The organism is Rhizobium sp. K102 (genome assembly GCF_022385315.1).
GTDB lineage: Bacteria > Pseudomonadota > Alphaproteobacteria > Rhizobiales > Rhizobiaceae > Rhizobium > Rhizobium croatiense.
Window position 1 is genome coordinate 380,454 of record NZ_CP092438.1, and the last position, 24,679, is coordinate 405,132.

Here is a 24,679-nt window from a genome sequence, read left to right on the forward strand (position 1 = left end):
CGGGGCCATCGGCCTGCCCGTCGGCGCCTTCACGATCTCGGATTGCGTTTTGTCTAAAGGACTCGATCAGTTCGTCGCGGCGATTTCCGCATTGAACCTGTGGAGCAGTCGACTTCGTTGGTCCGGGGAGCCGAAGGTGGCGAAGTCATAGTCCACCATCTTGATCATCGAGATATCAGGGGCTGCCGACGGCAAGCTGGAATTCGCATTGGACGGCACCTGGTTCTGGCCGGAGGCTGCACCCGTACCCTGTCCTTCCGGACTGAGCGCGAAGTCGACGAAACGCTTGGCTTCCGCGAGATTACGCGCCCCTTTGACGATGCTCACCGCGCCGATCTCGTAGCCCGTGCCTTCGCAGGGTGCGACGATAACGAGGGGAAAGCCCGCCTGCTTCTGCGTGACGGCATCATGCATAAAAGAAATGCCGATCAGCGTTTCTCCGCGAGCTGCCGCTTTGACGGGCGCAGCCCCCGAAGTCGTATAGCGCTCGATATTGCGGTTGAGCGCAGCGAGGTAACGGAAAGCCTCATCCTCTCCGAAGAGCTGCACCAGCGTCGCAAGTGTCGTGAAAGCGGTCCCGGACGAAGTCGGATTCCCGCTCTGGATGCGCCCTCGATAGGTGGTGTCCGCCAGGTCTTTCCAGCAGGTCGGGGCAGGAAGCTTCAGTTCGCGCAGCAGATCGGCATTGTAGGCAAAGCCGAGAGCACCGGCGTAAATCCCGGCAGACCTGCCACCGGACATGGCAAAGAAATTCTGCGCCCAAGGCAGCATGTCGCGTTCATGAGCCGGCTGGTAGGGCTCGAGAAGATTTTCGGAACCAGCCTGGAGATGGGTATCGCCAGTCCCGCCCCACCAGACGTCGACGGTTGGCGCAGCTTTCTCTGCGCGGATCTGATTGAAGATCTCGCCAGTGCTTTTGCGGGTCATCGAAATCTCGAGCCCGCTCTTCGCCTCATAGGCTGTCTTCATCGCGGCGCACCACGTCTCGTCGACACCGCATAGAACGGTGAGGGATAGGGCAGTCGTGCCGGTGCCGGCGCTCGCCAACCACAGAGCCGCGACCGCGCTCAAAGCGGTGATGCCTCTCACGATTACCTCCCATTGGACGTTACGTCCCAATCTCCACAGTCAGGATGTCACATCTACCGCCCCGCGCAATCGGAGAATGGTTACGGTTCTTACAGCGGGGAGAGGTCTTGCGGTCGAAAAGATGACAAAGGTTACAAATGTGACAAATCGCATAACAAGAGGCTGCTTTGAAGATCTTGAAGGCCCTGCCTATAATGGATGCGGGAGGACGTGCATGTGTTGAATGAGAAGATAAGCATTCTGATCGTCGAGGACGACCCGGACATGGCGGAGCTTATCTCCGACCTCGTGGAGGCGGAAGGCTGGACCCCGCTCACAGCGCCATCGGCGGAGGATGCGGCGATCGTGCTTTCGCGCGAAACCGTTCATCTCGTGCTTGTCGACCATAATTTGCCGGGCACCTCCGGCCGCACCCTCGCGCAGCGTCTGCGCGCGCAGACGAATATCGGCATCGTCATGGTGACGGCTGCCGGCAGCGCCGCGGACCGGGTGCTCGGCCTCGAAACGGCGGCGGACGACTACGTCGTTAAACCTTTTGAACCCATCGAATTAACGGCCCGCATCAAGGCCGTGCTGCGCAGGACGATCCCTTCGCTCAAGCCGGAGCGGGAAAGCGAACGTGAGCATGAGCCCACCTCCTTGAAGCTCGGCGACTGGTCGGTGGATCTGAAGAATCGGCGCGCCACGTGTCGCACTGACCCCGCAAAGTCGCTCACCAGCGCCGAATTCGCCCTGCTCGAGATCCTCGCTGAGACGCCGAACACCCCCGTCAGCCGCGCCCATATTCTCGACCGGCTCGGCGCGGAAAGCGAACGTTATATCGACCGCAATGTCGACGTACTCGTGCTGCGTCTGCGTCGCAAGATCGAGCGCAATCCGGACCTGCCACGACATATTAAAACGCGGCGCAGCAAGGGCTATGTTCTCGATACGGACGATGGCGAGATTGCACCTTGATCAGCCGCCCCTTCCTCTCTTCCATCGCCTTTCGGCTGCCTTTTGCGATCGTCTTCATTTGTATCCTCGTCTTCAGCCTGGCGGCCATCGCTATTTACGGCTTGCAACGAGCCCGCCAGGAAATGGCAGCCTATGGCCTGCAAGCTTTTTCGAGCCTCGCAAAGGCTTCGCTGGTGTCGCGGCAGGTTTCGGATCTTGTCTCGAGCGCGCCCTTTTTGATGAATGCGACCTCCCCCTACCGGGTCTCCAGCGAAAGTCGCTCGGTTGTCGTGCAGGTCGACGCGCTAATCCGGGCGATGGAACCTGAAAACGGCGAAGTCGCTGCCAGGGGTTTTGGCAGTGGCCGCATCGTCGAGTTGCTGGAGACGATCCGCACGCAAACCACGGCACTTGCCGACGACGCAGAATCCGCCCAGCAGCATAAGGCGGAAGCTGCGGCAGCGCTCGGCGAGATTGCAACCGGCAGCGGCATTGCGGATGTTGATTTTCGCGGCCGCCTGAATGCCATCGTACAAGCCGCCTCCAATTCGGACAGTCTCTTTCAACTCGGGGAATTGCGCCGGCGCTACGTTTCCGAGACCGCCCCGCGCCTGCAACCTGCTGCCCCGGATATCAGGATTGCTGCCGCCGAGCTTGCACCTTACGAACGGATCTTCGCTGCACAGACGCAGTACTTGCTCGAAATGTTCGCCATCCGCAGCGCTGTCTCTCGCCTGCATAATGTCTCGCGCGATCTGTCGCATGCGACGGAAACCCAGAGCGAGACCGTTGCCCGCAGTCTCAGCGACGACCTTGTCTCGACCTCTGATGCCCTGAGCCGCATCCTTGTTATCGTCGCCGTCGCTTCGCTGCTCGTGCTGGCAATGGCCGTAGTCTCAATCCGTTCCGTCATGCGCGTCTCGCGCGGCATCGTTTCCCTTTCAAACGGCATGAATGCTTTGGCTGAGGGGCGAAAGGATGTCGATGCGCCGCGTTATGACGGCACGGAAACTGAGCTGGTGCGTCTGCTCGAAGCGTTCCGCGCGTTCCGGGAGAGCGTCGAGCGCGTCACGCGGCTGAGACGCACGGCGGAAGCGGCCGCCCGCACCATCCGCTCCACCTTCCGCAGCATGAACGAAGGCATCGCTCTATTCGATCCGCGCGGCCGACCGATCACCATGAACCGCCGCGTCATCGCGCTGCTCGGCTGGTCTGGTTCGGCCAGAAAACTGCCGCTGCGCAGCTTCGTCATGCCGCTGCCGGAGATCGATCTGGCACTCCTGCCGGCCGAGAACGATCCTGGCCTGCTAGCGGACCGGTATGTGCTGCGCCACCGCACTGATGCCGGATACGTGACGGAGGTGTCGTTATCCCGGCAACCGGATGGCGGCATCGTGCTGCTGGCGCGCGACATCACCGAGATCGACCGGCAAGAAACCGAGGCAGCGAAGATCCAACGGCTTGATGGCATCATGCGCATGACCCACCAGGTCAGCCACGAGGTGGGCAACATGATCGGCATTATCACCGGAAGCCTCGGCCTACTCGAGCGCGAAACGGGCTTCAACGACCGGCAAAAGCGACATCTCGCGCGCATTCGCAAGGCGGCCGACCGTGGCAGATCGCTTGCCGGAAGCATGCTTTCCATCGGCAGTCAGCAGCCAATCCACCCGAGCGAGGTAGAACTCGGCTCGGTGCTGCGCGGCATGGCCGACGTGCTGGAGATCGCCATCGGCGAGAAATGCCGGCTTGACTTCGAGATCGCCGACGACCTGCCCATGATCTTCATCGACACGGCGCTTTTCGAACAATCGATCCTCAATCTCTGCCTCAACTCCGCCGCGGCCATGCCGGCAGGCGGCACGATCCGCATCCGTTGCGCCCGCAGCGAGACTGGCATGACCGTTAGCGTGGCGGACGACGGTATCGGCATGACACCCGAGGCAGTCGACAAGGCTTTCGAGCCCTATTTTACCACCCGCGATGCACAAGGCGGCGCCGGTCTCGGGCTGGCCATAGTCTATGGCTTCGTACGTCAAAGCGGCGGCGACGCTCGCATCACCTCACTGCCGGGAAAGGGGACAGTCGTCGAACTTTGGTTTCCAGCCTGAAATTCTCCAAGCCAGGGCGCGAAAGCCAACAAAGCATTACCCGGAGCATAGAGCGTCCATGCTCGCATGGTTGCGGCTCGGTTCTCTTGTCAATAAGTTCCAGTTTGCAAGGCCTACTCTCGCCGAGGCATTTACGCAGTTGCTGGAACGCGTGGTTACCGCTCAGTCGCGCAAGCTGGAGCCACAACAAACGTAGGCGATCGCCAAATTTTTTCCCATCTGATTGGGTCGCGATGATCGGGGGCAAAAGTGAATAATCAAACTCGCCTTCGGCGGCATGCGCCGGTGATTTATCTCCTCCGCCATGGCGAGACCATTTGGAATACCTTAGGTCGGTTTCAGGGACAAAGAGATTCCCCTCTCACGGAGCGAGGTGTCCAGCAGGCGGATTTCGTCGCGGGGCTTCTTCGCAAGGAAATCTCGGACAATGTGCCATCCTTCGAAATGCATGTCAGTCCTCTTGGTAGAACTCGGGAAACCGCCAGACGTTTGCAGCGAGTGCTACCGCTGGCTACACATGAAGACGCCCGACTGATGGAGGTTTCTGTTGGCACGTGGGATGGTTTGACGAAGTTCGAGATCGACAATGAGTTTCCAGGTATGCTCGACGGTTCCGACGCCTTTGACTGGTATTTCAGATCTCCGGATGGAGAGAGCTTCGATGCCGCGTGTGGCCGTGCAAAGAACTGGATTGCAGATGTCCAAGGGCCGACCGTAGCGATTTCTCACGGGCTATTCGGTAGGTTGGTGCGGGGCGTGTACTCAGGTCTATCGAGGCGAGAAATGCTAGACCTGCCCGTTCCTCAAGACGGGTTCTATCGGCTCTACGAAGGTGAGTTTAGCTTTGTCGATGGCGCAGCTCTCAGTGCGCAGTAAGCGCGCCAGCCAGGATCCATCGGCTGAATTCGAATCGACTGCCACAAGCAGCGCGATCAGGCCATCCCTGACGATCCATTATGCGATCTTCTTCGCCCCGAGCGTGAACACCATGGCAACAAGCCGTGGTGCTGCGTCTAAAGCTCCCGCGGTGCTACCGGGTGTAGGAACCTGACTGAAGCGGATGTCGACTAGCCCCTAGAACCAATATCGGTCCCTCGGGGTCAGGGAATCGGTCGTCGGGAAGAAGTTTACGCGTGCGCGACCTCATTCTTTTGGATGACTTTCCGCGCATCGTAAAAGCGTCATACTATCTCCGCGGGAAATCCGGAGAGGGGCATGCAATATCGCCAACGGTCGGTGCTGTTCGCAGCACCTGGGCTGATCATCGGAGCTGCCGCAGTCGGCGCTTCGGGCGGGATAACCATTGCAGACTTCGAAAAGCCGGAACTGCTAATAGCCGCGCTGTTCGTGGGCATTATCCTCGGCATGGCCGTCGAGCAGTTCCTAACTGCGACGAGCAGACAGGCGTGGCGAGAGAGAAACAGGTCGCAATCGGAGGAAAGGCGCTGGAACGAGCGCGTCATACAAGGCCCCTGGCTTCAGACCCCAGCTGCTCAGCCATCGCGGCCAATCGATGCCACGGATCAACTGCGTATCGTGATGCGCTCGAAGTTCACCATCCAGCCATTGCTGAACAAGAGTGAAGCCCGGGTGTTTCGAGAACTCGACAGTGTCGTGATCGGCTGCAATCCGTCATGGCAGGTGATGGCTCAGGTTTCATTGGGCGAGATCCTTCGAAGTGCCGACCCAGACGCCTACAGTTGCATCAATTCCAAACGTGTCGACTTGCTCCTCGTCGACGGCAATTGCCAGCCGCGGCACGTCATCGAATACCAGGGCGGAGCGCACCATCAAGGAGCCGCGGCCGCGCGCGACGCGGTCAAGAAGGAGGCGCTGCGACGCGCCGGGATCGGCTATTACGAGGTGGTGGCTGGTCAAACCACGCCGTCGGAACTCAGGCGATTGGTCGAGAAACTGGTGGACAAGCCGAGTGCCACCTAATGGGACCTCATCAAGAATGTCTGCACGATCGAGCCTCTTCGACTGGAACAAAGCATCGACATGCGTTCATGGAATTGAGGCGCATCCGAGATGATCTTCGACTTCCACGCAGTTCGCGAAAATCTGTTTCCGGCCAGTCGCGCAGCGATCGAGGACTGGGAGGCGTTTCCCTGGCATCGTGATCGAACCAATCGAATTCAAGCCTACAAGGCGCATTCGTCGCAAGCCCTCGCTATCGATGTGTTCGGCACACTCAAGATGAGCAGCGATCGCGATCGCATCTTCGACGCCATCGCCGAGTGTGTGGGCGTTGCACCGGGTGGCCCATGGACTGTAACACTCGAGTGGACCGATACCGATCGGCTTCTGGGAGAACCCAGGCCGACCCAAGTCGATGCACTTGCCGTCGGCTCCGCCGCCTCACTCGTCATCGAGTGCAAGTTCACCGAACCCGGAGGACAATGTAGCCAAACGGCTGTTTCTCGCTCGGGCGAACGCCAATGCAACGGAAACTACGAAGACCAAATCAACCCGGGCAACGGTGTGCGGTCGCGGTGCGCTTTGACAAGCAAGAGCATCCGGTACTGGGAATACATCCCAAAAATCTTCGAGCTCGATCCGGGTGCCGACTATACGCCCTGCCCTTTTAAGGGAGACGCTTATCAGTGGATGCGCAACGCCGTGTTGGCGGCGGCGATCGGCAAGCACCGCAACCGTCAAGCCACTGCCCTGGCAGCCTTTGCCGATCACCCAAGTTTTCCAACGGCGCGGAAAGTGAAACGAGGCCTGATAGTTCCTGGTCTCCCCGGCCAAGGGGCGATCACGCCCATCTCCTACCAGCAGATCATTGCAATAGCTTGCCAAGTCAGCCGAGACGGAGCGCTCTGGAACAGCCTTGCTGCATAGATAGATCATAAGATCGCCCAGGCAGCGTCGCGAAAATCGGGCTTCTAAGAGGTTTGAAATGGATGCTGATATCTGGAATCGAGCCTTCTATGACGACGGCGAGTGGGTTTCCCGGTCCGACGTGGAAGAACAACTCCAATACCAGGAGTGGCGGGCCAAATACCCCAATGCGATAAGGCATCTGATCCCATGTTTTCAGGACCTGTTGGCACTGGCCGAAAGCTACCACCTTGAGACCGGTCGTCATCTTGATGTGTACGGAGTCATTGGTGAACTGTTCGGCGCCATCACCTACGGGATAAAGCTGAACAAGAACTGCGCGCAGGGTGCCGACGGGCGGCTTGGTAACGATCACGTGGAGATTCAGCAAGCTGCTCGTCGTGAAAATCAACGCCGACTGTGAAGTCTCATCGCGGATGGTTGACCGCGCGAAGCTTCCCAAAACGGCTAAACCTCTACTGAGGATAAGGCGGAGCGATCTGCCCAAAGGCCAATGACGACTTCATCCGTGATCGCGCCAGTGGCAGATTGATACCGAAGAGATATTTTCCGCTCGCGGCCCACACCGCATAATGAGGGGGCGCCGATCGGCATCCTCCAAGCGGAGCCCGCATCCTTCAGTCTTTTGGCATTCAGTTCCTCGGATTCGTTGCGGGTGCCGGAGCTCCGCTCAAAGATAAGCTCGCGAAAAGAACACAGCGGTCGTCAAAAGGGCGACCGCGAGGGTTAGCATCCGGACGATCGATGACGGCAGCCTGCGTCCGACATGCGCTCCGATCCACCCGCCGATAACAGCTCCGAACGTCATGGAAATGCACTGTTGCCATACGATTGCCCCGGCCAGTACGAAGACGACGACGGCGACCGCGTTTGCGGCAGTTACCATTACCATTCTTGTCGGATTCAGGCTCTTGATCTCCCCGCCCCCGAGCACGCTCCATGCCGCGAGCATCATAAGGCCCACCGCGCCGCCGAAATAGCCGCCATAAAGACCGAGAAAGAACTGAACCGTCGCGAAGGCCATAACACTCGGATGTGCCTGCGTCTGCAGCTTGGCGCTGAGCCTTGGCCCTGCAGCCAGCATCAATGTCGCCACCAGCAAAAGCCATGGCAGGATTCCGTCGAAGATCCTGGATGGGGTTAGAAGTAATAAAACACTTCCGGCCACACCACCCAACACCGTCGCGATAGCAATGGCCACGACATTGATACCGCACACACTCCTAACCCCATCACGGTAGACCCACGAGCTCGCCATACCGCCGGGAAACAAGGCTAAAGTGCTTGTCGCATTTGCGGCCACCGACGGCACTCCGACCGATATCAGCGCAGGTAGGGATACGAACGACCCGCCGCCCGCCAAGGCGTTCATGCTGCCTGCCAACAAGCCGGCCAGGAAAAGAAGAATGATATCGTACATGTTCAGGTCGCCTTAGCACCGAAGCTCCGCCGAGACACTTGTCTATAATCGTGGCCTAAGGCAATCCCGCCGGCTTAAGTGGTGCGGAAAGGTAGGCCGCCTTGAAGGGATTAGAACCAACGACCCTGTTATTCCAAATTCCCTGTGCAATAGATTCTTAGGCGAGCTAAGAACTTGGGCTGGCTGGAATGACTAATTTGGGGCCGATTACTGACCGACCGCTCATAGAGGCCGCGGCGACAAGCAGCCATGTGCGCCCCGTTCACTCTAGACACCAGGCCCAGAAACCCGCTCGGGGTTCGGTGGAGCAGTGCCTGGTCAGAGCGAAGTGGAGACAAGGTGCGGCGCAATAGAGCACGCTCCCATAGGGATGCGCTCAAGAAGCAATCGAACTGCTGGGTCACTCGTTTCCGGGCGTAGGACGAACTCTCCGGTCTGCATTGTCCGGCAAATCGGTATAAGCCACCCCCGGAACAAGAATCAGGAGACGACATGGAAACCGTGGAGATCAGCAACCGCAGTGACTTCGCCCTATGGGCAATCGAGCGGGCGCGGGAAATCGTAACGTCCGAGGGAGCTGCTTTTGCCATGGCCGCCCGCGATATGAACGAGGAGGCGTTGGCGAACACTGCAGCCGCGCTCGGCAAGGCCATCAGTGATGCGATGTTGGAAGTGTTTGATGGCCTGATAGACGAGTAGCGCTGGGTGGGCGATAGGCGGGCTACTGACCAATATGTCGATATGAATTTTGGTAGGCGCGGTTCGGCTCCCCTGCCCTTCTCCTTCCGTTGCAAACTGTCAGAAACTCGCATATATTTCTGACAGGAGAAATGCCGTGCAAAAGCTGACGTCGCAAATCATGGGCCATGCTGAAGGACTGCCGGAAGGATCCGCGCTTTCGGCAAAGAGCTTTTTGCATCTCGGAAATCGTGCCGCCCTGGACCAGGCTCTGTCGCGCCTGGCCGAGCGCGGCGAGCTCGTCCGGGCCGGCCGCGGCATCTATATGCGGCCTGTCAAAAGCCGTTTTGGAAGCCGGCCGCCGACAGTTGAACAAGCAGTGGAGGCCGTGGCGCAGCAACGCGGCGAGGTCATCGTCTCAAACGGCGCCGCCGCTGCGAATGCCCTGGGCCTGACCACCCAGGTCCCGGTCCGCTCCGTCTACCTGACATCCGGCCGCAGCCGGACAATGAACCTCGGACAGCAGACGGTCGAGCTCAGGCATGTGCCTCGCTGGCAACTGGCCTTGGCCGACCGGCCCGCCGGCGTGGCGGTCCGTGCGCTCGCCTGGCTTGGGCCAGAGAAGGCCGATGAAGCACTATCGCGGATCAAGCGAAAGCTGCCGCCGGACGCGTTCGGCGAGCTGGTGACGGCGGCTCCGCAGTTCCCGACCTGGCTTGCAAGAAGCGTGGGAAAGGCTGCGCATGGCTGATCTGTTCCTGACCTTGTCAAAGGATGACCGGCGCGAAGCCTTGGCTGTGGCAGCCGACCGCACCGGACGGCCATTCATCTGCTCGAAAAGGATGTCTGGGTCGTCTGGACGCTGCAGACGCTCTTTTCCTCCAGGCTTGGCGAGCATCTCGTCTTCAAGGGCGGCACCTCGCTTTCGAAAGCCTATGGGGTCATCAAAAGGTTCTCCGAGGATGTCGACCTGACCTACGATATCCGGGCCCTGGCGCCGGACTTGGTCGGCGACAACGACGAAGCAATGCCGAAAACCCGCAGCGAAGAGAAACGCTGGACCAGCGAGGTGCGAAAGCGGCTTCCGGTGTGGGTGGCGGAGTCGGTGGAACCGGTGATAGCCGGCGCGCTGCGCGATCACTCTCTTCCGGCGGCAATCCGCATCGAGGATGATGCGCTCTACCTGGACTATGAAGCGGTGAGCAGCGGGTCCGGCTATGTCACCCCGAGTGTTATGCTCGAGTTCGGCGCACGGTCGACTGGCGAGCCAGCCAGTATCCGCGATGTGGACTGCGACGCGTCGGGTCAGGTCGATGGTGTCGATTCCAAAAGCGAGCCCCCGCGTCATGCATGCCGAGCGGACATTCTGGGAGAAGGCGACAGCGATCCATGTCTTCTGCCTGCAGGAGCGCCTCCGCGGTGATCGGTTTGCGCGCCACTGGCATGACGTCGTCCGGCTGGACGATGCGGGTTTTGCCGACAAGGCATTCAACGATCGGCAGCTTGCCAATGCAGTGGCGAAACACAAATCCATGTTCTTTGCGGAAAAGGCGGCCGACCGCTCGCCCATCGACTACGCCGCAGCCGTCAACGGCAATCTGGTTCTGACGCCATCCGGAGAAGGTCTGCGCGCGCTCGGCGATGATTACGCGCGGATGGTCGACGACGGTCTGCTGCTCGGCGATTCCGAGCCGTTCGAGCACCTATTCGAGCGATGCACGCAAATTCAGGCGCGCGCCAACAAAGCCGACACACCGAAATAGCCACTTACAATTTAAAAGGAACAGAACCGTCGACCCTGCAACTTTCAGTGCCGTTGGCATAAGAGGTATTTATGGAACTCTTGGCTTGTCGAGGCAAGGTCCATTTCTCAGTCGCATCCGCATAGCACTACGTGTCGGTTATCGTCTCACAGGTTTCCGCCATTCCGACGAGCCGAAAACACTCAGATCGCAAAGTTCTGCCAATTCAAGTCTATAGCACGCGGAGGATAATCGTTTGCGTCGAATGTTTGTGTCAACTAGGCACCTTGAATAGACTAGGTATCCTCAACATCGGCTGAAGATTTCGAACTTGCTGCGTCACTGTTGCAAGGTACTCGGACACGGACTTAGACCTGATCAGCTAATGGTCCTAGGCCTGAAAAGACTCGCGACAACCGTGCAGGACACGATAGCGAGCCAGCCGGACGCGGTCCGCTGAAGTATCATTAGGCGCCAATGGCTTCGCGCACCGACCTGCGTCAACCTGCCGATCAAACCCCAAATCACGGCAACGATGCTTGCCAAGGCAACGAAGATTGTAAGCTTTGGCAGGAAGTCGGGCGCGATCGGCGGAGGTAGAAGAACAAGTCCGAACACAAGGGCCTTGGGGTTGAGCGTCGTCGTCACAAATATGCGTCGAGCGGTCACGCTGCGGTCCATGACATCCTTGCTTCCCGCGACCCAAAGCTTTATTGCGAGATACATAACCCAAATCGCCGCTGCGGCCTTCAACACCAGAGCGGTTTCCGGCCAACGGCTGATCAGCTCTCCCCAAGCCACGTAAGGGGCAAGATCATAGTGAGGTAACCGAACAGTTCGGCGGGGAGTAGTCTCAGAACGAGCCAAAAACTGGTGCGTGCCGATGCCAGCCCCATCAAGGTATTGGTCGGGCCGGGACTCAGTAGGAGAATGAACACCGCCGAGATAAATGTTGGATAGCTCATTGCAGGTCGCCTGGAGTCGTTGTGTCCTCAGTCAATTCGGATGGGGTTCACGCAGGTATTTGCCCTTGGCTTTTCTCAGGTCCAACTATCTATCTCGTCGTTGTGAGGAATGCTCGACTGGCTTCCCGGACGCGAGCAGGCAATCGCAGCGGCCTTTGCGGCTCGTCGCATCGCCCCGTCGAGCGACAGGCCTCGATCGAGAGCCGACGCGAGAACGCCTACGAAACAATCACCAGCTGCGGTCGTATCCACGGCATCAACGCGAACTGCCGGTACCTTTATCTCCTCGCCATCGATGAAAGCTTCGGCTCCCTCTCCTCCCATGGTGCGTAAGACCCCGGTGTTGAGAGTCTCTGACAACGATCTCGCGCTCGGCTCGCAACCAAGCCAACCGGAAAGAGCTTCGGCCTCGTCTTCGTTGACGATTACGATATCGACGAGAGATAGTAGGTCGCGATCCAGCCGGTAGGGCGGCGCGAGGTTGAGAATCGATTTTGCGGGATGATTGGAAACCCGTCTGATTAGATTTTCAATCTGAACAGCGTCGTTCTCCATCTGCATCAGGACATAACTTGCGTTACGAAGCAGCTCATCTTCAACGCCATCGGATTGGGCTACCAGGTTGGCGCCTGCTGCGACTGCGATCATATTGCGGCCATCGGCATCGATGACTATCGCGGCGGAGCCGGTAGGCTCCTTCGATCGGACCACGCGGCTGATGTCGACCTCGCCTTCCAAATTCTGAAGGGCGATGGGGGCCATGGCGTCGTTACCCACCGCCCCCGTTATGACGACGCTTGCGCCATCTCGCGCAGCTGCCAACGCTTGGTTAGCCCCCTTCCCTCCAGCCTCCGTTCGCGATCCGCGTGCCAAGACAGTCTGACCCGCTTGAGGTATCTCGTTGACCAAGTAGATCAGGTCAACATTTATGGATCCGAACGTGACGATCATACTACCAACCCCTAGCTTGCTGCTCGCCGGCGGCGCCAAAATGGTCCCTTGGCCATGCGCGACGGCTGTGATCTTCGTTGGTAATTGAAGTTAACATCACCGCAATTCCGCTCAGTTCTCACTCTCACGCGCATCACGCGTAATCAGAAATTATTTTTCATTTAGAATCGAGTTCTATTTTCATCAAGCTTAAAAAAGCAAATCCGGACGTGCCGAGCGAGGGCGTGCCCGGGAGCAACAAACCGAGACTTGAAGGCGCCAACAAAATGGGGATCGTTATGGAAGCCTATTCCATATTGGAAACAAAGCTTCTAGTCTGCACCAAAAGGAGATTTGAGGATTGACCGTCGCAGCCGTATCACGATGCCTCACGCTTTTGGAAGTGCTGGCTGGAGAAGCAGGATCAGTCGAGTTGTCCGACCTTGCCGGACGCCTCGACATGCCGGCGAGCGCGGTCCATCGTCTGTTGACGACGCTGATTACCCACGGGTGGGTGACACAAGATGCCGCGAGTCAAAAATACGCCCTTTCTCTTCGATTGAGCGCCCTAGCGTTCCGGAATCTTGATGCGCGGAATGTGCCTGACGTGGTCCAGTCCGTTTTGAATCGGTTGGCTGCGGAAACGCAAGAATATTGTCGTCTCGCAATCCTGGAAGGTCAGGATTTGGTATGGGTGGCACGTGCACAAGGTGCAACAACCGGCCTCCGATATGATCCGGACATGGGACAGGAAATCGTTCTCCACGCAACGGCGAATGGGAAGGCATGGCTTTCCACTCTGCCCGAAGAACGGGCGCTGGAAATCGTCTATTCTCGCGGCTTTACCGCTAAACGGAAGCTTGGTCCCAATTCTGCTCGATCAATCGATGAACTCAGAGTCCGACTGAATGAAACTCGGGAGCGAGGGTTCGCAACCTCTGTCGAGGAGGGTGAGGCTGGTACCGCAGCAATTGCGGTTCCCTTTCGAACGAGTTCTGATGCTGAAGCGCCGGTCGCTGGGACGATCTCCGTTGCGGGACCTCTTATGCGCATAACCGAAGATCGTTGGCCCGACTTAGTTCGTTCCCTCAAAAAGGCTGCGGAAGAACTGAGCGATATCTGGCCTCTGCGAGTTCGTCAGCGAACCATGACGCCACTGATCGTTGCAACCGGCGCAGTGCGGTAGCTGCGTCTAAAGTTACTTTGAAGCATGATCACGGCCTGTGGATCTGCAAAGATCACCGGGCTATAGCACTGCAGACCTCATCGCCCTCTCTAGAACAGCTTGTCGGCTGCCAGCCCGCCAGTAACGCAGGCTGAATAGGAGCACGCTTGCGTTTATCCTCTGCCCGGTGCCGAAGGCGCGCCCAACTCGATTTTCCACTAGATTTGAAAGGCGGTTTCGTTTTAGAAATCATTTCCAATTAATTCTGCAAGTGGAGAGAGTTTGCGATGAGCGTAACAAGATGGGAGGACGACGCCACTCTTTGGCACGGTCCAGACTATGGCTCGGAGGCTTTGAAATATCATCCGGACGTCAAGTCGGCGGCTGTCGCAGGTCGAATCATCACCTGTGTCGAGATCGTCGATTGGAGCGGCACAGGTACAAAGGACATGCTGATTTCTGCATGGGACGCCTGCTACGACGGTCGCATCTTCTTGCGTCGCCAAATCGGCACCTATCCTGACGGCACACCTATCCTGGGTGAAGAAGAACTGGTCGAAGGCGTCCGCGGCTACGTGACCGCCGTCAAGGACGGAGATGTATTCCATCTTGTCTCCGCGTCGCGGCTGCGCAAGCAGATTTATGTGTTTCCCAACGTTGGAAAAAAAGGTGAGCCTGAATTCGGCGAACCCGTCCGCCTTGACCTCGATGCCGACTGGGTCAAGGGTAACGAATATCTCCATATGGCCCGGTTCCACGATATCGATGGTGACGGGGTGGCGGAACTCATCGTCGGTAGCGACTACTGGAACGACTATTGGCCGAACGGTCTCGAATGGAACGATGAAGGTTATCGCGGCTATGACGACGCCGGCCGTTGGCTCGGCGGTCCGCTGCGGGGCTTCCTATACGCATTCAAAAACAAAGGCACGCTCGCAGCACCCGTGCTGGAAAAGGGTCATGCCCTCATCGCCGGCGAAACGCCACTCGAGGTCTATGGGCAGCTGGCGCCTGCATTCGGCAAATTCGGGACTAAGCAGCAACACCTCATTGCAGGCGAGTTCTGGAATATCCTGCATATTGCCCGCCAGCGAGAAGACGGAACCTTCGAGCCGACCAGCCTGATCCGCGCTGTCGAGGACAAGGTTCTGGAACTCGGACACTGTATCCATCTCCCCTGCGTCGTCGATTGGGATGGCGACGGTCGCGAAGACATCCTTTACGGTGCGGAGGATGGATACATCAGCTTTCTCAAGAACGTCGGCGATGGCGAAGACGGACTTCCACGTTTCGAGCAGCGCGGCCGCATCGAGACCACGAAGCCCTTGATTCACGCGGGTATCCTGCCAAGCCCGGCGGCCTATGATTTCAGCGGTGACGGGCACTACGATCTTGTCGTCGGCAACAGCACAGGCGAATTGCTCTTCTACCAGAGCCGGGAACAAAACCGGATCATTTATCTCGACAAGGAAATCATGCTCAAGGGTGGCGACACGCCGATCCGGCTTGCAGCCGGATTGACTGGCTCTATCCAGGGGCCGTCGGAAAAAATGTTCGGCTATTCCTGCCCGACCCTTGCCGATTGGACCGGCAATGGCAGCATGGACATATTGGTCAGCGATGTTACTGGCCGTCATCGGCTATTCCGCAACACTGGCGAAAAGGTCCTGCCGCCACGGTTCGGCGAGGAGGAGTTCCTAACCTTCAAGGGCAAGCCCTTGAAGACAGTTTGGCGGGTTCGACCGGCGGTCGTTGATTGGCTCAAGGATAGCGACCTCCACTATGTCGCACTGGATGAGGACGGGGTCCTCAGCGATTGGAGGAAGGCGTCCGACACGGAACTGGTCGACAAACGTTTCCTCCGCTGGCAAGACGGCGAAGCCATGCGCTTCACGGTCGACGTTGGCGGTGGGCGCGGCCGTGTGAAGCTTTGCTTCTGCGATTGGGAAGGCGCTGGCCGTACCGACCTGATCTTCGGTACCCATGCCCGCGCCTGCGTGCCGCCGGATCCGAAGACCGGTGCGCCGCGCAACACGACCAAGCAGGCCGGCCTCTTCTATTCGCGCAACGTCGGGACACCGGAGGAGCCTCGTTTTGCATTGCCAGTTCCGATCAAGCACCGGGATGAAACCATTCAGATGGCGATGCATGTCGCCTCCCCGGAAGTCGTCGATTGGGCTGGTCGCGGCGCGCTCGACATTATCGTCGGCATCGAGGACGGCAGCATTGTCTGGCTCAAGCGTGAGGAACTGTCGTGGTAGGCGGCGTCACCATTCGCGGCACCACCAGGCTGATTGGCATCATCGGCGACCCGATCATCCAGGCCAAATCGCCGGCGGCGGTCAATCCGCTCTTTGCGGCACGCGGAGCAGATATCGTATCTGTCCCGCTCCATGTACCCGCAAAGGACCTGACTACAATCTGGGCCGGTCTGAAGGCGATGCCGAACCTTGTTGGGTTCGGCATTACCCTGCCCCACAAGCAGACTGCCATCGATCTGTGCGATAGTCTCGACCCGGTTGCCGCACGCGTCGGGGCTGTCAATCTCGTGCGCCGCGAGAAGGATGGCAGCTTCCGCGGCTACCAATTTGATGGCAAGGGCTTTGTGCGCGGTCTTCAGTCCAAGGGGATCACTATCGGAGGTCGTGATGCGTTCATCGTCGGAGCAGGAGGCGCTTCGGTCGCTATAGCGTTTGCACTCGTCGAGGCCGGCGCCAATAGCATCACGGTATCAAATCGGACCCTCGACAAGGCTGAAGCGCTAGCGGAAGCGGTAAATGCCGACTTCGGAAGGAAGGTTGCCAAAGCAGGCGGGCCCAAGCCAGAAGCTGGTCAGCTCGTCATCAATGCGACTTCACTCGGCCTTCACGACACGGACGTGCTTCCGCTGGATCCGGACTTGCTGCAGCCGGGAATGACATTCGCCGAGGTCATTGCCCAGCCAGAGACCACGAGACTTCTCGCACTGGCCGCGGCAAAAGGTGTCGAAACCCATTCCGGCATGCACATGATCACCGGACAAGCCGACCTCACCGTCGACCACATCTGTGAGCTCTGGGCTTAGCTACGTTTCCCGCACCAGGCGCCATGACTGACCGTCAGGCATGGCGTTCCCGCGCTATCCTGCGTCGAACGCGCTCCTCCGAGGGAAACGATTCCCGGACTGAATTCCCATGACACATCCACGATGCCTTTTCCGAGGGTTGACGAGGATTATCCGTCTCCTTGATGTTGCAGTCTCAGACCTTTCTCGGGCCACCGAAGTCTGCCAACCTGACCTGTGAGCGAAAGGGTCACGACGGCATCTTGCAAGTCTTGGCCAACAAATCCGAGATTTGTGGGATAAATCTCTGGCATCCACACTTGGTCGAGCAACTCGCCTCGTGGCGACACCACCGTTATGCACCCGGTCACCAAGGTTGAAACGCAGATGTTACCGGAAGCCGCGACCTTCAGACTGTCTAGGCGCTGGAAGCCACCAAGTCCGATAATGAGCTCACCGCCGTTTGAGCTCGGAAAGGGCCGTTTATCGACCACCCCTGGCTCAGCGATAGCGTAGCTCCAAAGTCGGGCTGTCTCCATCTCGGCGACGTAAAGGGTCTTAAGGTCGGGTGACAGACCAATTCCGTTTGGTGCCAAAAGCGGAAACACTACCTTCGTTATCGAGCTGCCATCGGCTTTTCCGTAATAAACAGCCCCATGGTCCCGGTAGAACTCCCGGACCCTGCCCGTGTCGGTAAAATAAAATCCGCCGTGATTGTCGAAAACGATGTCGTTTGGGCCGCTAAGGGTTCGGCCATCGCATTGAACATACAAGGTCATGACTTCGCCGGTCGAGATATCGACCTTCTGGATCACACCGCCGCCGTAATCCGGGGCAAGGCCAACGGGACGGAGCCAACCGCCCTCCTCTACCCAGGAAAAACCTCCATTGTTGCACACGTAGAGCGCCCCATCCGGCCCTAAAGCCATACCGTTAGGACCACCATTAGTGACCGCCACTACTTCCTGTTTTCCGCCATCCCTGATCCTAACAATCCTGCCGCGGCCAATCTCCACGACGGCTATGGAGCCGTCGGGAAGTTCGACCGGTCCTTCCGGGAAGTGAAGTCCAGTCGCGACAATCTCGATATCTGGTTTCGTCATAGGATCGGCCAAAGATGGAAGGAACCGTCGGCGTCGAAAAGTAACGCAACGGTTTCGGGCGTGTTCGCAGCGTCTACACATCAGGCTGTTGCGCAACTGAAACGTCAGCTTGGCTTCAAAAGCGAGCGCCAATCAGTAGCGCGCCGCCAAATAAGGTTCAGCGGACAACTAGATGGTGCTGTCGACGACCTCGGGCGCTCCCCCCTTGGCGGCCGAACGATAGCCTGCTTCAATGACGGCCAATGCTCGCTCCGCTTCGAGCAAGCCTGCAACAGGAGGGTGACCATTCTCGAGGTCCGCCCAACTGCGGCGGAGAAACACCGGGTAATACTCGTCCGTGTTATACTCGATGGTGGTCGCAGAAGCCTTCTCGTGTTCCCGCGATTTAGCATAGAACTGGTCGGCGTAACCGCGAATGTAGGATTGACGATGCGAGAGCGAAAAGGCGAAATCCCGCTGATCGTCGGCCGTGGAGGGATACAAATACCCTGTCTCGATCACGCCGATCTGTCCTGCGGCAGTTCGGCAGGTGAAGACAGCCTGTTCGTCGACGGTCACATCAGGCCGGTAGATCTGGACCTGGCCTGAGACCTCGGTGATGGGGGATTTTGTCAGATCTGAGATCAAGTCGATGAAATGAATACCGACATTCAGCATCGACCCACCTCCTGCTAGTGTCTTGTCAAGCATCCAGGCGCAGCCGTTTCGTTCATACCGATTCACCGAGCCTACGACAAACCGGAAGGAAAGATGCTGGAACCCATCTGGCATGAACCCCGCAGCCGGCGAGAGACGATCAGCCAGATCGCTTACGCGTTGAATGAAAGGCACGCTTACGAAGACGCCGTGTTTCTCGGACAGTTTGCGGATACGACGGACGTCCTCGAGACGAAGCCCGCATGGCTTCTCGATCAGAAACGGTTTGCCCTTGGCAATCAACCGCTCAGCCAGCTCGGCCATGTCGGAATGACGGCTGAATACAAGCGCGAAGTCGAAGTCCTGCCCCATCAGTTCGTCGTTCGACCCATACAGCTTACATTCGAGCAATTCTGAGAAACGTGGCCCCGCGAATGCCGCGCTATCGGAGATGCCGATCACCTCGATTCCCGGATCCCTGAGAGCAGTGATGTAAAGCGGAAAATGCCAATGGCTGACGTCGAATATTGCGATCCTCATCACGACTCCATAATTGCTGGTTTATAAAGGCGAGCAGGCATGTTTAACACGCTTCGAAGGCCGCAACAGTTTGAACCGACGATGCGTGTGATTGTCTAACTGCCGCTCAAGCCGCTCCTTGTGAAACGCCTTCGGTAGTGCTATTGGAATATCGTTCCGATAAATCGAATATCGTGGTATCATGCGACTTGTCAAATCCCTTCTAGACCGTTGTTTCGACGTCATCACGCTATTGAGCGAGAACGCCACTGGACTGTCCCTAGGCGAGATCAGTCGGCGGCTGGACGTCCCGAAGAGCGCAGCGCATCGCCTGCTCAACAGTCTGTGTGACTTAGGGTGGGCCGAACAGGATCCCGAGAACGGGTTCTACCGACTTTCACTGCGTCTAGCCGTGATGGGCCAGCGGCTGCTGGCGGGGACGCGGATCCCCGACATCTGCCAACCGATTCTGGACCGTTTAGCAAGCAATACCAAGGGGCTGGGCAGGATTGCGATCCTTGATTCCGATGGTTTGACGTGGATATCCCATTCGCAAGGCATGCGTTCCGGCCTGATTTACCAGCCAGAGCTGGTCGCGAAGGTGCCATTGCACACGACCGCTAACGGCAAAGCATGGCTGGCGACACTGGATCGAGAGGAAGCGTTAGCCAGGGCCGTGGCAAGTGGGCTGGGCCGAACGGACCTGGGAGGTCCACGGGTTATTACCTCAAAACAGACGTTTTCCGCGGCTTTGGACGAGACCGAAGAACGCGGATGGGCCACTGCGATCGAGGAAGCTGAACCCGGCGTCGCCGCGGTCGCCGCGGTCATTCGCGTTGGAGGTCAGGTTGTTGGAACGGTGAGCATCGCAGGACCAATACACCGCTTTTCGCCGCTCGTACTTCCTCAATTAGCGGAACAGGTGAAGGCCACTGCCGACGAACTTTCCGAACTTTGGCCTTATCGGATCGCCTCGCCTACGTCGCAAGCGAATGCTTCAAATAGGCCGCAAGTGGTTGGAAATATTATCTAAAAACCTTCGTAGCTGACAGCGTACGTGTCGCATCGCTGACGTCTGTTGACATCTGCTTTCCTTAATGGAATAACGTTCCGATAGCGATCGGGGAGATCGCGCTAGGGGCAGGTGGCCGCTTCGGTGGCCAGTAGGAGGAAACAGTTGGCTAATGTTGAGCTGAAGTCCGTTCGCAAAGCTTACGGCGCCGTACGCGTGCTTCATGGCGTATCTGTCGATATCCACGAAGGGGAATTTGTAACCCTCGTCGGACCGTCGGGTTGCGGAAAATCAACTCTGTTGCGGATGATCGCGGGCCTCGAAAATATCTCCGGCGGCGAGATCCAGATCGGCGGACGCACCGTTAACGATGTACCGCCGAAGGCCAGAGACATCGCCATGGTCTTCCAGAATTATGCCCTGTATCCGCATATGACCGTTGCCGAAAACATGGGTTTCTCATTGAAGCTCAAAAAGGCTCCGCGCGAGGAACGAGAGACCCGCGTTCAACGCGCAGCTGAAATCCTCAGTCTCACGAAACTTCTTGATCGCTACCCTCGCGAACTGTCGGGCGGGCAGCGTCAACGCGTGGCGATGGGTCGGGCGATCGTTCGCAATCCGCAAGTATTCCTGTTCGATGAGCCGCTCTCGAATCTGGACGCGAAACTGCGGGTGCAAATGCGCGCTGAGATCAAGGAGCTGCATCAGCGGCTCAAAACTACGACCGTTTATGTGACCCACGATCAGGTCGAAGCGATGACTATGGCCGATAAGATCGTCGTCATGCACGATGGTTATGTCGAGCAAGTCGGTGCGCCGCTTGAGCTGTATGACTATCCCGCAAATGTCTTTGTCGCCGGCTTCATCGGATCGCCATCGATGAATTTTCTCAACGGCCGAGTGGAGGCAGGCCGGTTTGTCCTCGAGGACGGGCACAAGCTGCCTCTGCCTGCTGGCGTGGCCGATACGTCGGAGAAAGTGATCTACGGCGTACGTCCTGAGCATCTCACTCTCAGTGACGAGGGACTGCCTCTCACCGTCACAGTCGTCGAACCGACCGGTTCCGAGACCCAGATCATCGCTCGGCATGGCGCTCAAACCATTGTCTGCATATTCCGAGATCGAGTTCTTCCGAAAGTTGGCGAGACCATCATCGTGGCTCCGGATCTTTCGCGCGTCCACCTCTTCAGCGAAAGCACCGGCAGGCGCCTGTCCTGAGAACCTACGCTACCCACCCTGCCTGAGACGGCCACAGGGGAACAGTAATCGAATGTCGATACCACCTCTACAAGTCAGCACCAATCAAAGCGCGACGCACCTGGCGAGCGACGTCGTGGACGCCACTGACAATACAAACCGCTTTAGTTGGGCCCCCTTTCTGTGGTTCACGCCTGCTATCGTGATCCTGTTTCTTGTGACCCTCTATCCGACGATCTTTGTGTTCTGGTTGAGCTTTCAGAAAACGAAATACTACGATCTCGTTGGCTTTGCTGGTCTCGCCAATTACGTCGAAGTTCTAAGCTCATCCGAGTTCTGGGACACGACCGTAATTTCCCTGACCTACGTCGGGGGATCTCTGGCCGGTGCCATTATCCTTGGAATGGCCTCAGCACTGGTTTTGAACCGGGCGGGCGTCACAGGTTCTGCGCTGCGGGTGTTCATCCTTTTCCCCTGGACGCTATCCATGTCAGTCGTCGGCAGCATCTGGCTCTGGCTCCTCAACCCTTCGTTCGGGCCCATACCCTACGTGATCCAGAAGCTGGGTATCGACCCCGGCCTGATGTTGGGGGATCCAGGAATGGCCTTGCCTCTCATCATCGTCGTCACAGCCTGGTGGTCGTTCCCCTATGTCATGGTGATGGCGACAGCGGCCATGCAGTCCATTCCGAAAGAACTCTACGAAGCGGTAGAGATCGATGGAGGCGGTGCGTTCGTGAAGTTCCGTTACGTCACGCTCACCGAAATACTTCCCACCTTGGGCAGCACGGCGCTGACTCTTTCCATCATGTACCTGACCTTGATGACGCTGATCATTGTCATGACGGGCGGAGGGCCGCTGGGATCAACGACCACCCTCAGTTTCGAGGCCTTCCGTGGAACCGTTCAGGCGGTGAACATTGGGCCGACTGCCGTCGTCTCGATCGTCGTCCTCATTATCAATGTCGCCCTTGGTGCTCTTTACACCCGGCTGACCGGCCGCGTTACCGGATAGGATCAAATATGAGCAGCGCTCTCTCGAACCGCACAAGCGGACAGATGCCCGCGATCCTGGGATCCTTGGTCATCGGGATTATCGTTCTCGGGCCAGTTCTTTGGGCCTTTGCGACATCTTTTAAGACAGAAGTAGAAGCGGTGGTTGTGCCCCCTACCCTATGGCCCAATTCACCCACTCTGGAGAACTACACCAAGGTCTTCAAGGACCCGGCTTTCTCGACCGACCTTTGGAACTCTATTGCCTACTCCGTCGGTGCCGTAATCATAGCTCTCCTCGTTGGGATCCCTGGAGGTTATGCCGCTGCGCGCTTTTCTTTCAAAGGTAAACGAACCTTGATGCTGGTGATACTTGGGACATCGATGGTGCCAGGGGTCGCGTTGCTGGTTCCGACTTATTATCTGCTGGAAACGGTTGGTTTGCTCAACAGCGGCATCGTGGTGACGATCATCCTTTGCGCGCGGATTATCCCTCAGACAGTCTGGTTTATCGCAAATTTCGTCGAAGCCGTTCCGATTGAGATCGAGGATTCCGCCATGATTGATGGCGCCTCCCGGTTTCAAATTATCTGGGCTCTGATCTTGCCGCTCATCCGTCCGGGGATAGCGGCCGTCGCGACAATCGGCATTGTGACAACCTGGAATGACTATATCACGGTGGCCGTTTTTGCGCCCGAGGTCGCAAAACGAACCCTGCAGGTCGCCCTTGTCAATCAGGTTTTCGACGCCGTCGGCATTTCGTGGTCCTACATGATGGCCTTTGTGATGGTCGCATCATCACCGGTCATCCTCATGTTCGGCTTCGTTCAAAAGTGGTTCATCTCCGGTCTGACGGCCGGCGCGGTCAAAGGCTGATGACCCACCAACTTCACAGCAACTCGCTCAACCTGGGAGGAAGACGCATGCAAACCATATCGAAACGGAAATTCATCAAATCATCCGCGGCGCTGGCCATTGGCACCGCGATCTTCGCTTTCGCTGCTCCACAGGCCTTTGCCGAGAGCACGAAGATCATCTACCAGACGTTCCTGGATCCGAACAATGCCAAGGATCCCCGGTCTGCCGCCCAAACGAAGATGATTGATGCTTTTCAGGCGAAGAACCCCGACATCAAGATCGAGTTGCTTGTCGATCCGACCGGGGGAGCAGCAGCCCGCGCCATCAAGTCCGGAAGCCAGACACCGGACGTGATCCGCGTGGTCGGCTTTGCCGTTTCCGAATTCGCTGCAACCGGAAATCTTCTCCAGCTCGACGATCTGGTGAAGAAGGACGGAATTCCGGATGACGACTGGCTCCTGCCACTGTCGAACACGAAGGTCGACGGAAAGCTTTATGCTCTCCCGCAAGACTTCCGTATTCCAATCCTCTTCTACCGCAAAAGCATGTTGGAGAAGGCAGGCGTCAAGCCCCCGACGACCTGGGATGAAGTCTGCGCCCTAGGCGACAAATTCGCTCAGTCCGATACCATAACCTTTGCCGTACCGCTTGGAGCGACAGGCGGTCTTGGCGGTGCCCAGAGCCTGGGAGAATTCTTCCTGAGTACGATGCTGCCTGGAAACGGCGGTCAGTACTTTACCCCTGATGGTAAGATTGCCTTTTCGAAGGAGTCGTTCATCAAGGCGGCGCAAACGATCAAAGACTTCTATACGAAGTGCAAGGTGACTCCGCTTCGCAGCGCCCAGATGGGGTTCAACGAGTTGCACGACGCGCTTCGGTCTGGCAGCGCAGCAACGGCGGTCTTTGGCGTTTATCGCTACAAGACGGTGAAGCAGCAAGGCGGCGGCGACGATCTGGCGTGGGCTCCGGCACCAGGGTATACGGCAAACGACAAACAGACGGTCTACAGCTACAATATTGCGATCAACAAGAAGACTGCCAATCCCGATGCCGCTTGGACCTTCGTGAAGTTCATGGTGTCACCGGAGGCTCAAGCGTTCGCAGCCGAGGGCGGCGAAGTGGTATCGCGTAAATCGGCATACACTTCGCCATATTTCCAGAGCGACGCCGGCAAGGACCAGAAGCAGTGGGCTGACCTGGTCGCGCAGCGCGGGCAAACTGTGACCTACACCCCCATCCTCTCGACCTATCACACCATCTTGGGCGAAGCTTTCCAGAGAATGATCCTGAAAGACGGATCGCCGGCAGACGCCTACGACGAGCTGATCGAGCGGTATGGAGCGGCACTCGCGAAGGCGCAGTAAGCCAGCCTCCTCGTAACAAGGCTGGATGGCGGGGAAAGTCACCGCCATCCAGTTCCTTTCCGAGACGACCA

The 24,679-nt window shown here is 58.0% G+C and carries 20 protein-coding genes and 2 pseudogenes; 17 read left to right on the forward strand and 5 right to left on the reverse strand.

Annotation, left to right across the window (positions count from 1 at the left end):
- Positions 1–66: 66 nt before the first annotated feature.
- On the reverse strand, positions 67–1,089 hold the full coding sequence (locus tag MHI61_RS32435; RefSeq protein ID WP_239793550.1) for an ABC transporter substrate-binding protein: 1,023 nt from the start codon (positions 1,087–1,089) through the stop codon (positions 67–69).
- 216 nt (positions 1,090–1,305) lie between these two features.
- Here MHI61_RS32435 and MHI61_RS32440 point away from each other — a divergent pair, with 216 nt between their 5' ends.
- The 6 genes and pseudogenes from MHI61_RS32440 to MHI61_RS32465 all read left to right on the forward strand — a co-directional run bounded on the left by MHI61_RS32440 (position 1,306) and on the right by MHI61_RS32465 (position 7,480).
- Entirely contained in the window at positions 1,306–2,046 is a 741-nt protein-coding gene (locus MHI61_RS32440; protein ID WP_040113154.1) for a response regulator transcription factor, read from the forward strand.
- Complete coding sequence (locus MHI61_RS32445) at positions 2,043–4,136, forward strand: ATP-binding protein (protein ID WP_239793551.1); 2,094 nt, start codon at positions 2,043–2,045, stop codon at positions 4,134–4,136. The genes MHI61_RS32440 and MHI61_RS32445 overlap by 4 nt, the downstream gene beginning before the upstream one ends.
- A gap of 285 nt (positions 4,137–4,421) precedes the next feature.
- Complete coding sequence (locus tag MHI61_RS32450; RefSeq protein ID WP_239793741.1) at positions 4,422–5,012, forward strand: histidine phosphatase family protein; 591 nt, start codon at positions 4,422–4,424, stop codon at positions 5,010–5,012.
- Positions 5,013–5,351: 339 nt separating this feature from the next.
- Positions 5,352–6,077 carry a DUF2726 domain-containing protein gene (locus tag MHI61_RS32455; protein ID WP_239793552.1) on the forward strand — a complete coding sequence of 242 codons (726 nt, stop codon included), beginning with the start codon at positions 5,352–5,354 and terminating at the stop codon, positions 6,075–6,077.
- Between the two features lie 90 nt (positions 6,078–6,167).
- Entirely contained in the window at positions 6,168–6,983 is an 816-nt protein-coding gene (locus MHI61_RS32460) for a hypothetical protein (RefSeq protein ID WP_239793553.1), read from the forward strand.
- Positions 6,984–7,041: 58 nt separating this feature from the next.
- Positions 7,042–7,480: pseudogene (locus tag MHI61_RS32465) on the forward strand (hypothetical protein).
- Positions 7,481–7,653: 173 nt separating this feature from the next.
- Here MHI61_RS32465 and MHI61_RS32470 read toward each other — a convergent pair.
- The gene (locus MHI61_RS32470) at positions 7,654–8,403 is read right to left on the reverse strand and encodes a sulfite exporter TauE/SafE family protein (RefSeq protein WP_239793554.1); all 750 of its coding nucleotides are present in this window, start codon (positions 8,401–8,403) and stop codon (positions 7,654–7,656) included.
- 492 nt (positions 8,404–8,895) lie between these two features.
- On the opposite strand from MHI61_RS32470, the gene MHI61_RS32475 reads away from it, so the two are divergent.
- From MHI61_RS32475 to MHI61_RS32485, 3 genes and pseudogenes are all read left to right on the forward strand, one after another.
- Positions 8,896–9,102 (forward strand): hypothetical protein, encoded by a 207-nt coding sequence (locus tag MHI61_RS32475; protein WP_183941098.1) that lies wholly within the window; start codon positions 8,896–8,898, stop codon positions 9,100–9,102.
- Between the two features lie 136 nt (positions 9,103–9,238).
- A complete protein-coding gene (locus MHI61_RS32480) occupies positions 9,239–9,832 on the forward strand; it encodes a DUF6088 family protein (protein ID WP_239793555.1) in 594 nt (197 codons plus the stop codon).
- Positions 9,825–10,844: pseudogene (locus tag MHI61_RS32485) on the forward strand (nucleotidyl transferase AbiEii/AbiGii toxin family protein). Before MHI61_RS32480 ends, MHI61_RS32485 begins: the two are co-directional and overlap by 8 nt.
- Before the next feature lie 1,019 nt (positions 10,845–11,863).
- Here MHI61_RS32485 and MHI61_RS32490 read toward each other — a convergent pair.
- Positions 11,864–12,739, reverse strand: a complete 876-nt coding sequence (locus tag MHI61_RS32490; RefSeq protein WP_239793556.1) for a ribokinase — start codon at positions 12,737–12,739, stop codon at positions 11,864–11,866.
- A gap of 340 nt (positions 12,740–13,079) precedes the next feature.
- On the opposite strand from MHI61_RS32490, the gene MHI61_RS32495 reads away from it, so the two are divergent.
- The 3 genes from MHI61_RS32495 to MHI61_RS32505 all read left to right on the forward strand — a co-directional run bounded on the left by MHI61_RS32495 (position 13,080) and on the right by MHI61_RS32505 (position 16,947).
- Positions 13,080–13,904 (forward strand): IclR family transcriptional regulator, encoded by an 825-nt coding sequence (locus MHI61_RS32495; protein ID WP_239793557.1) that lies wholly within the window; start codon positions 13,080–13,082, stop codon positions 13,902–13,904.
- A gap of 266 nt (positions 13,905–14,170) precedes the next feature.
- Entirely contained in the window at positions 14,171–16,144 is a 1,974-nt protein-coding gene (locus MHI61_RS32500) for a VCBS repeat-containing protein (protein ID WP_239793558.1), read from the forward strand.
- Positions 16,138–16,947, forward strand: a complete 810-nt coding sequence (locus tag MHI61_RS32505; protein ID WP_239793559.1) for a shikimate dehydrogenase — start codon at positions 16,138–16,140, stop codon at positions 16,945–16,947. Before MHI61_RS32500 ends, MHI61_RS32505 begins: the two co-directional genes overlap by 7 nt.
- Before the next feature lie 149 nt (positions 16,948–17,096).
- On the opposite strand, the gene MHI61_RS32510 is transcribed toward MHI61_RS32505, so the two are convergent.
- Positions 17,097–18,029 carry an SMP-30/gluconolactonase/LRE family protein gene (locus MHI61_RS32510; RefSeq protein ID WP_239793560.1) on the reverse strand — a complete coding sequence of 311 codons (933 nt, stop codon included), beginning with the start codon at positions 18,027–18,029 and terminating at the stop codon, positions 17,097–17,099.
- Between the two features lie 168 nt (positions 18,030–18,197).
- Entirely contained in the window at positions 18,198–19,205 is a 1,008-nt protein-coding gene (locus tag MHI61_RS32515) for a Gfo/Idh/MocA family oxidoreductase (RefSeq protein ID WP_239793561.1), read from the reverse strand.
- A gap of 181 nt (positions 19,206–19,386) precedes the next feature.
- On the opposite strand from MHI61_RS32515, the gene MHI61_RS32520 reads away from it, so the two are divergent.
- The 5 genes from MHI61_RS32520 (at position 19,387) to MHI61_RS32540 (ending at position 24,608) form a co-directional block, all read left to right on the forward strand.
- Positions 19,387–20,217, forward strand: a complete 831-nt coding sequence (locus tag MHI61_RS32520) for an IclR family transcriptional regulator (protein ID WP_239793562.1) — start codon at positions 19,387–19,389, stop codon at positions 20,215–20,217.
- A 144-nt stretch (positions 20,218–20,361) separates the two neighbouring features.
- The gene (ugpC, locus tag MHI61_RS32525; protein WP_275593101.1) at positions 20,362–21,414 is read left to right on the forward strand and encodes a sn-glycerol-3-phosphate ABC transporter ATP-binding protein UgpC; all 1,053 of its coding nucleotides are present in this window, start codon (positions 20,362–20,364) and stop codon (positions 21,412–21,414) included.
- A 52-nt stretch (positions 21,415–21,466) separates the two neighbouring features.
- Positions 21,467–22,408: a sugar ABC transporter permease gene (locus tag MHI61_RS32530; RefSeq protein ID WP_239793563.1), complete on the forward strand. Its 942-nt coding sequence runs from the start codon at positions 21,467–21,469 to the stop codon at positions 22,406–22,408.
- Between the two features lie 8 nt (positions 22,409–22,416).
- On the forward strand, positions 22,417–23,262 hold the full coding sequence (locus MHI61_RS32535; protein WP_239793564.1) for a carbohydrate ABC transporter permease: 846 nt from the start codon (positions 22,417–22,419) through the stop codon (positions 23,260–23,262).
- A gap of 47 nt (positions 23,263–23,309) precedes the next feature.
- Positions 23,310–24,608 carry a sugar ABC transporter substrate-binding protein gene (locus MHI61_RS32540; RefSeq protein ID WP_239793565.1) on the forward strand — a complete coding sequence of 433 codons (1,299 nt, stop codon included), beginning with the start codon at positions 23,310–23,312 and terminating at the stop codon, positions 24,606–24,608.
- The last annotated feature ends 71 nt before the right edge of the window (positions 24,609–24,679 follow it).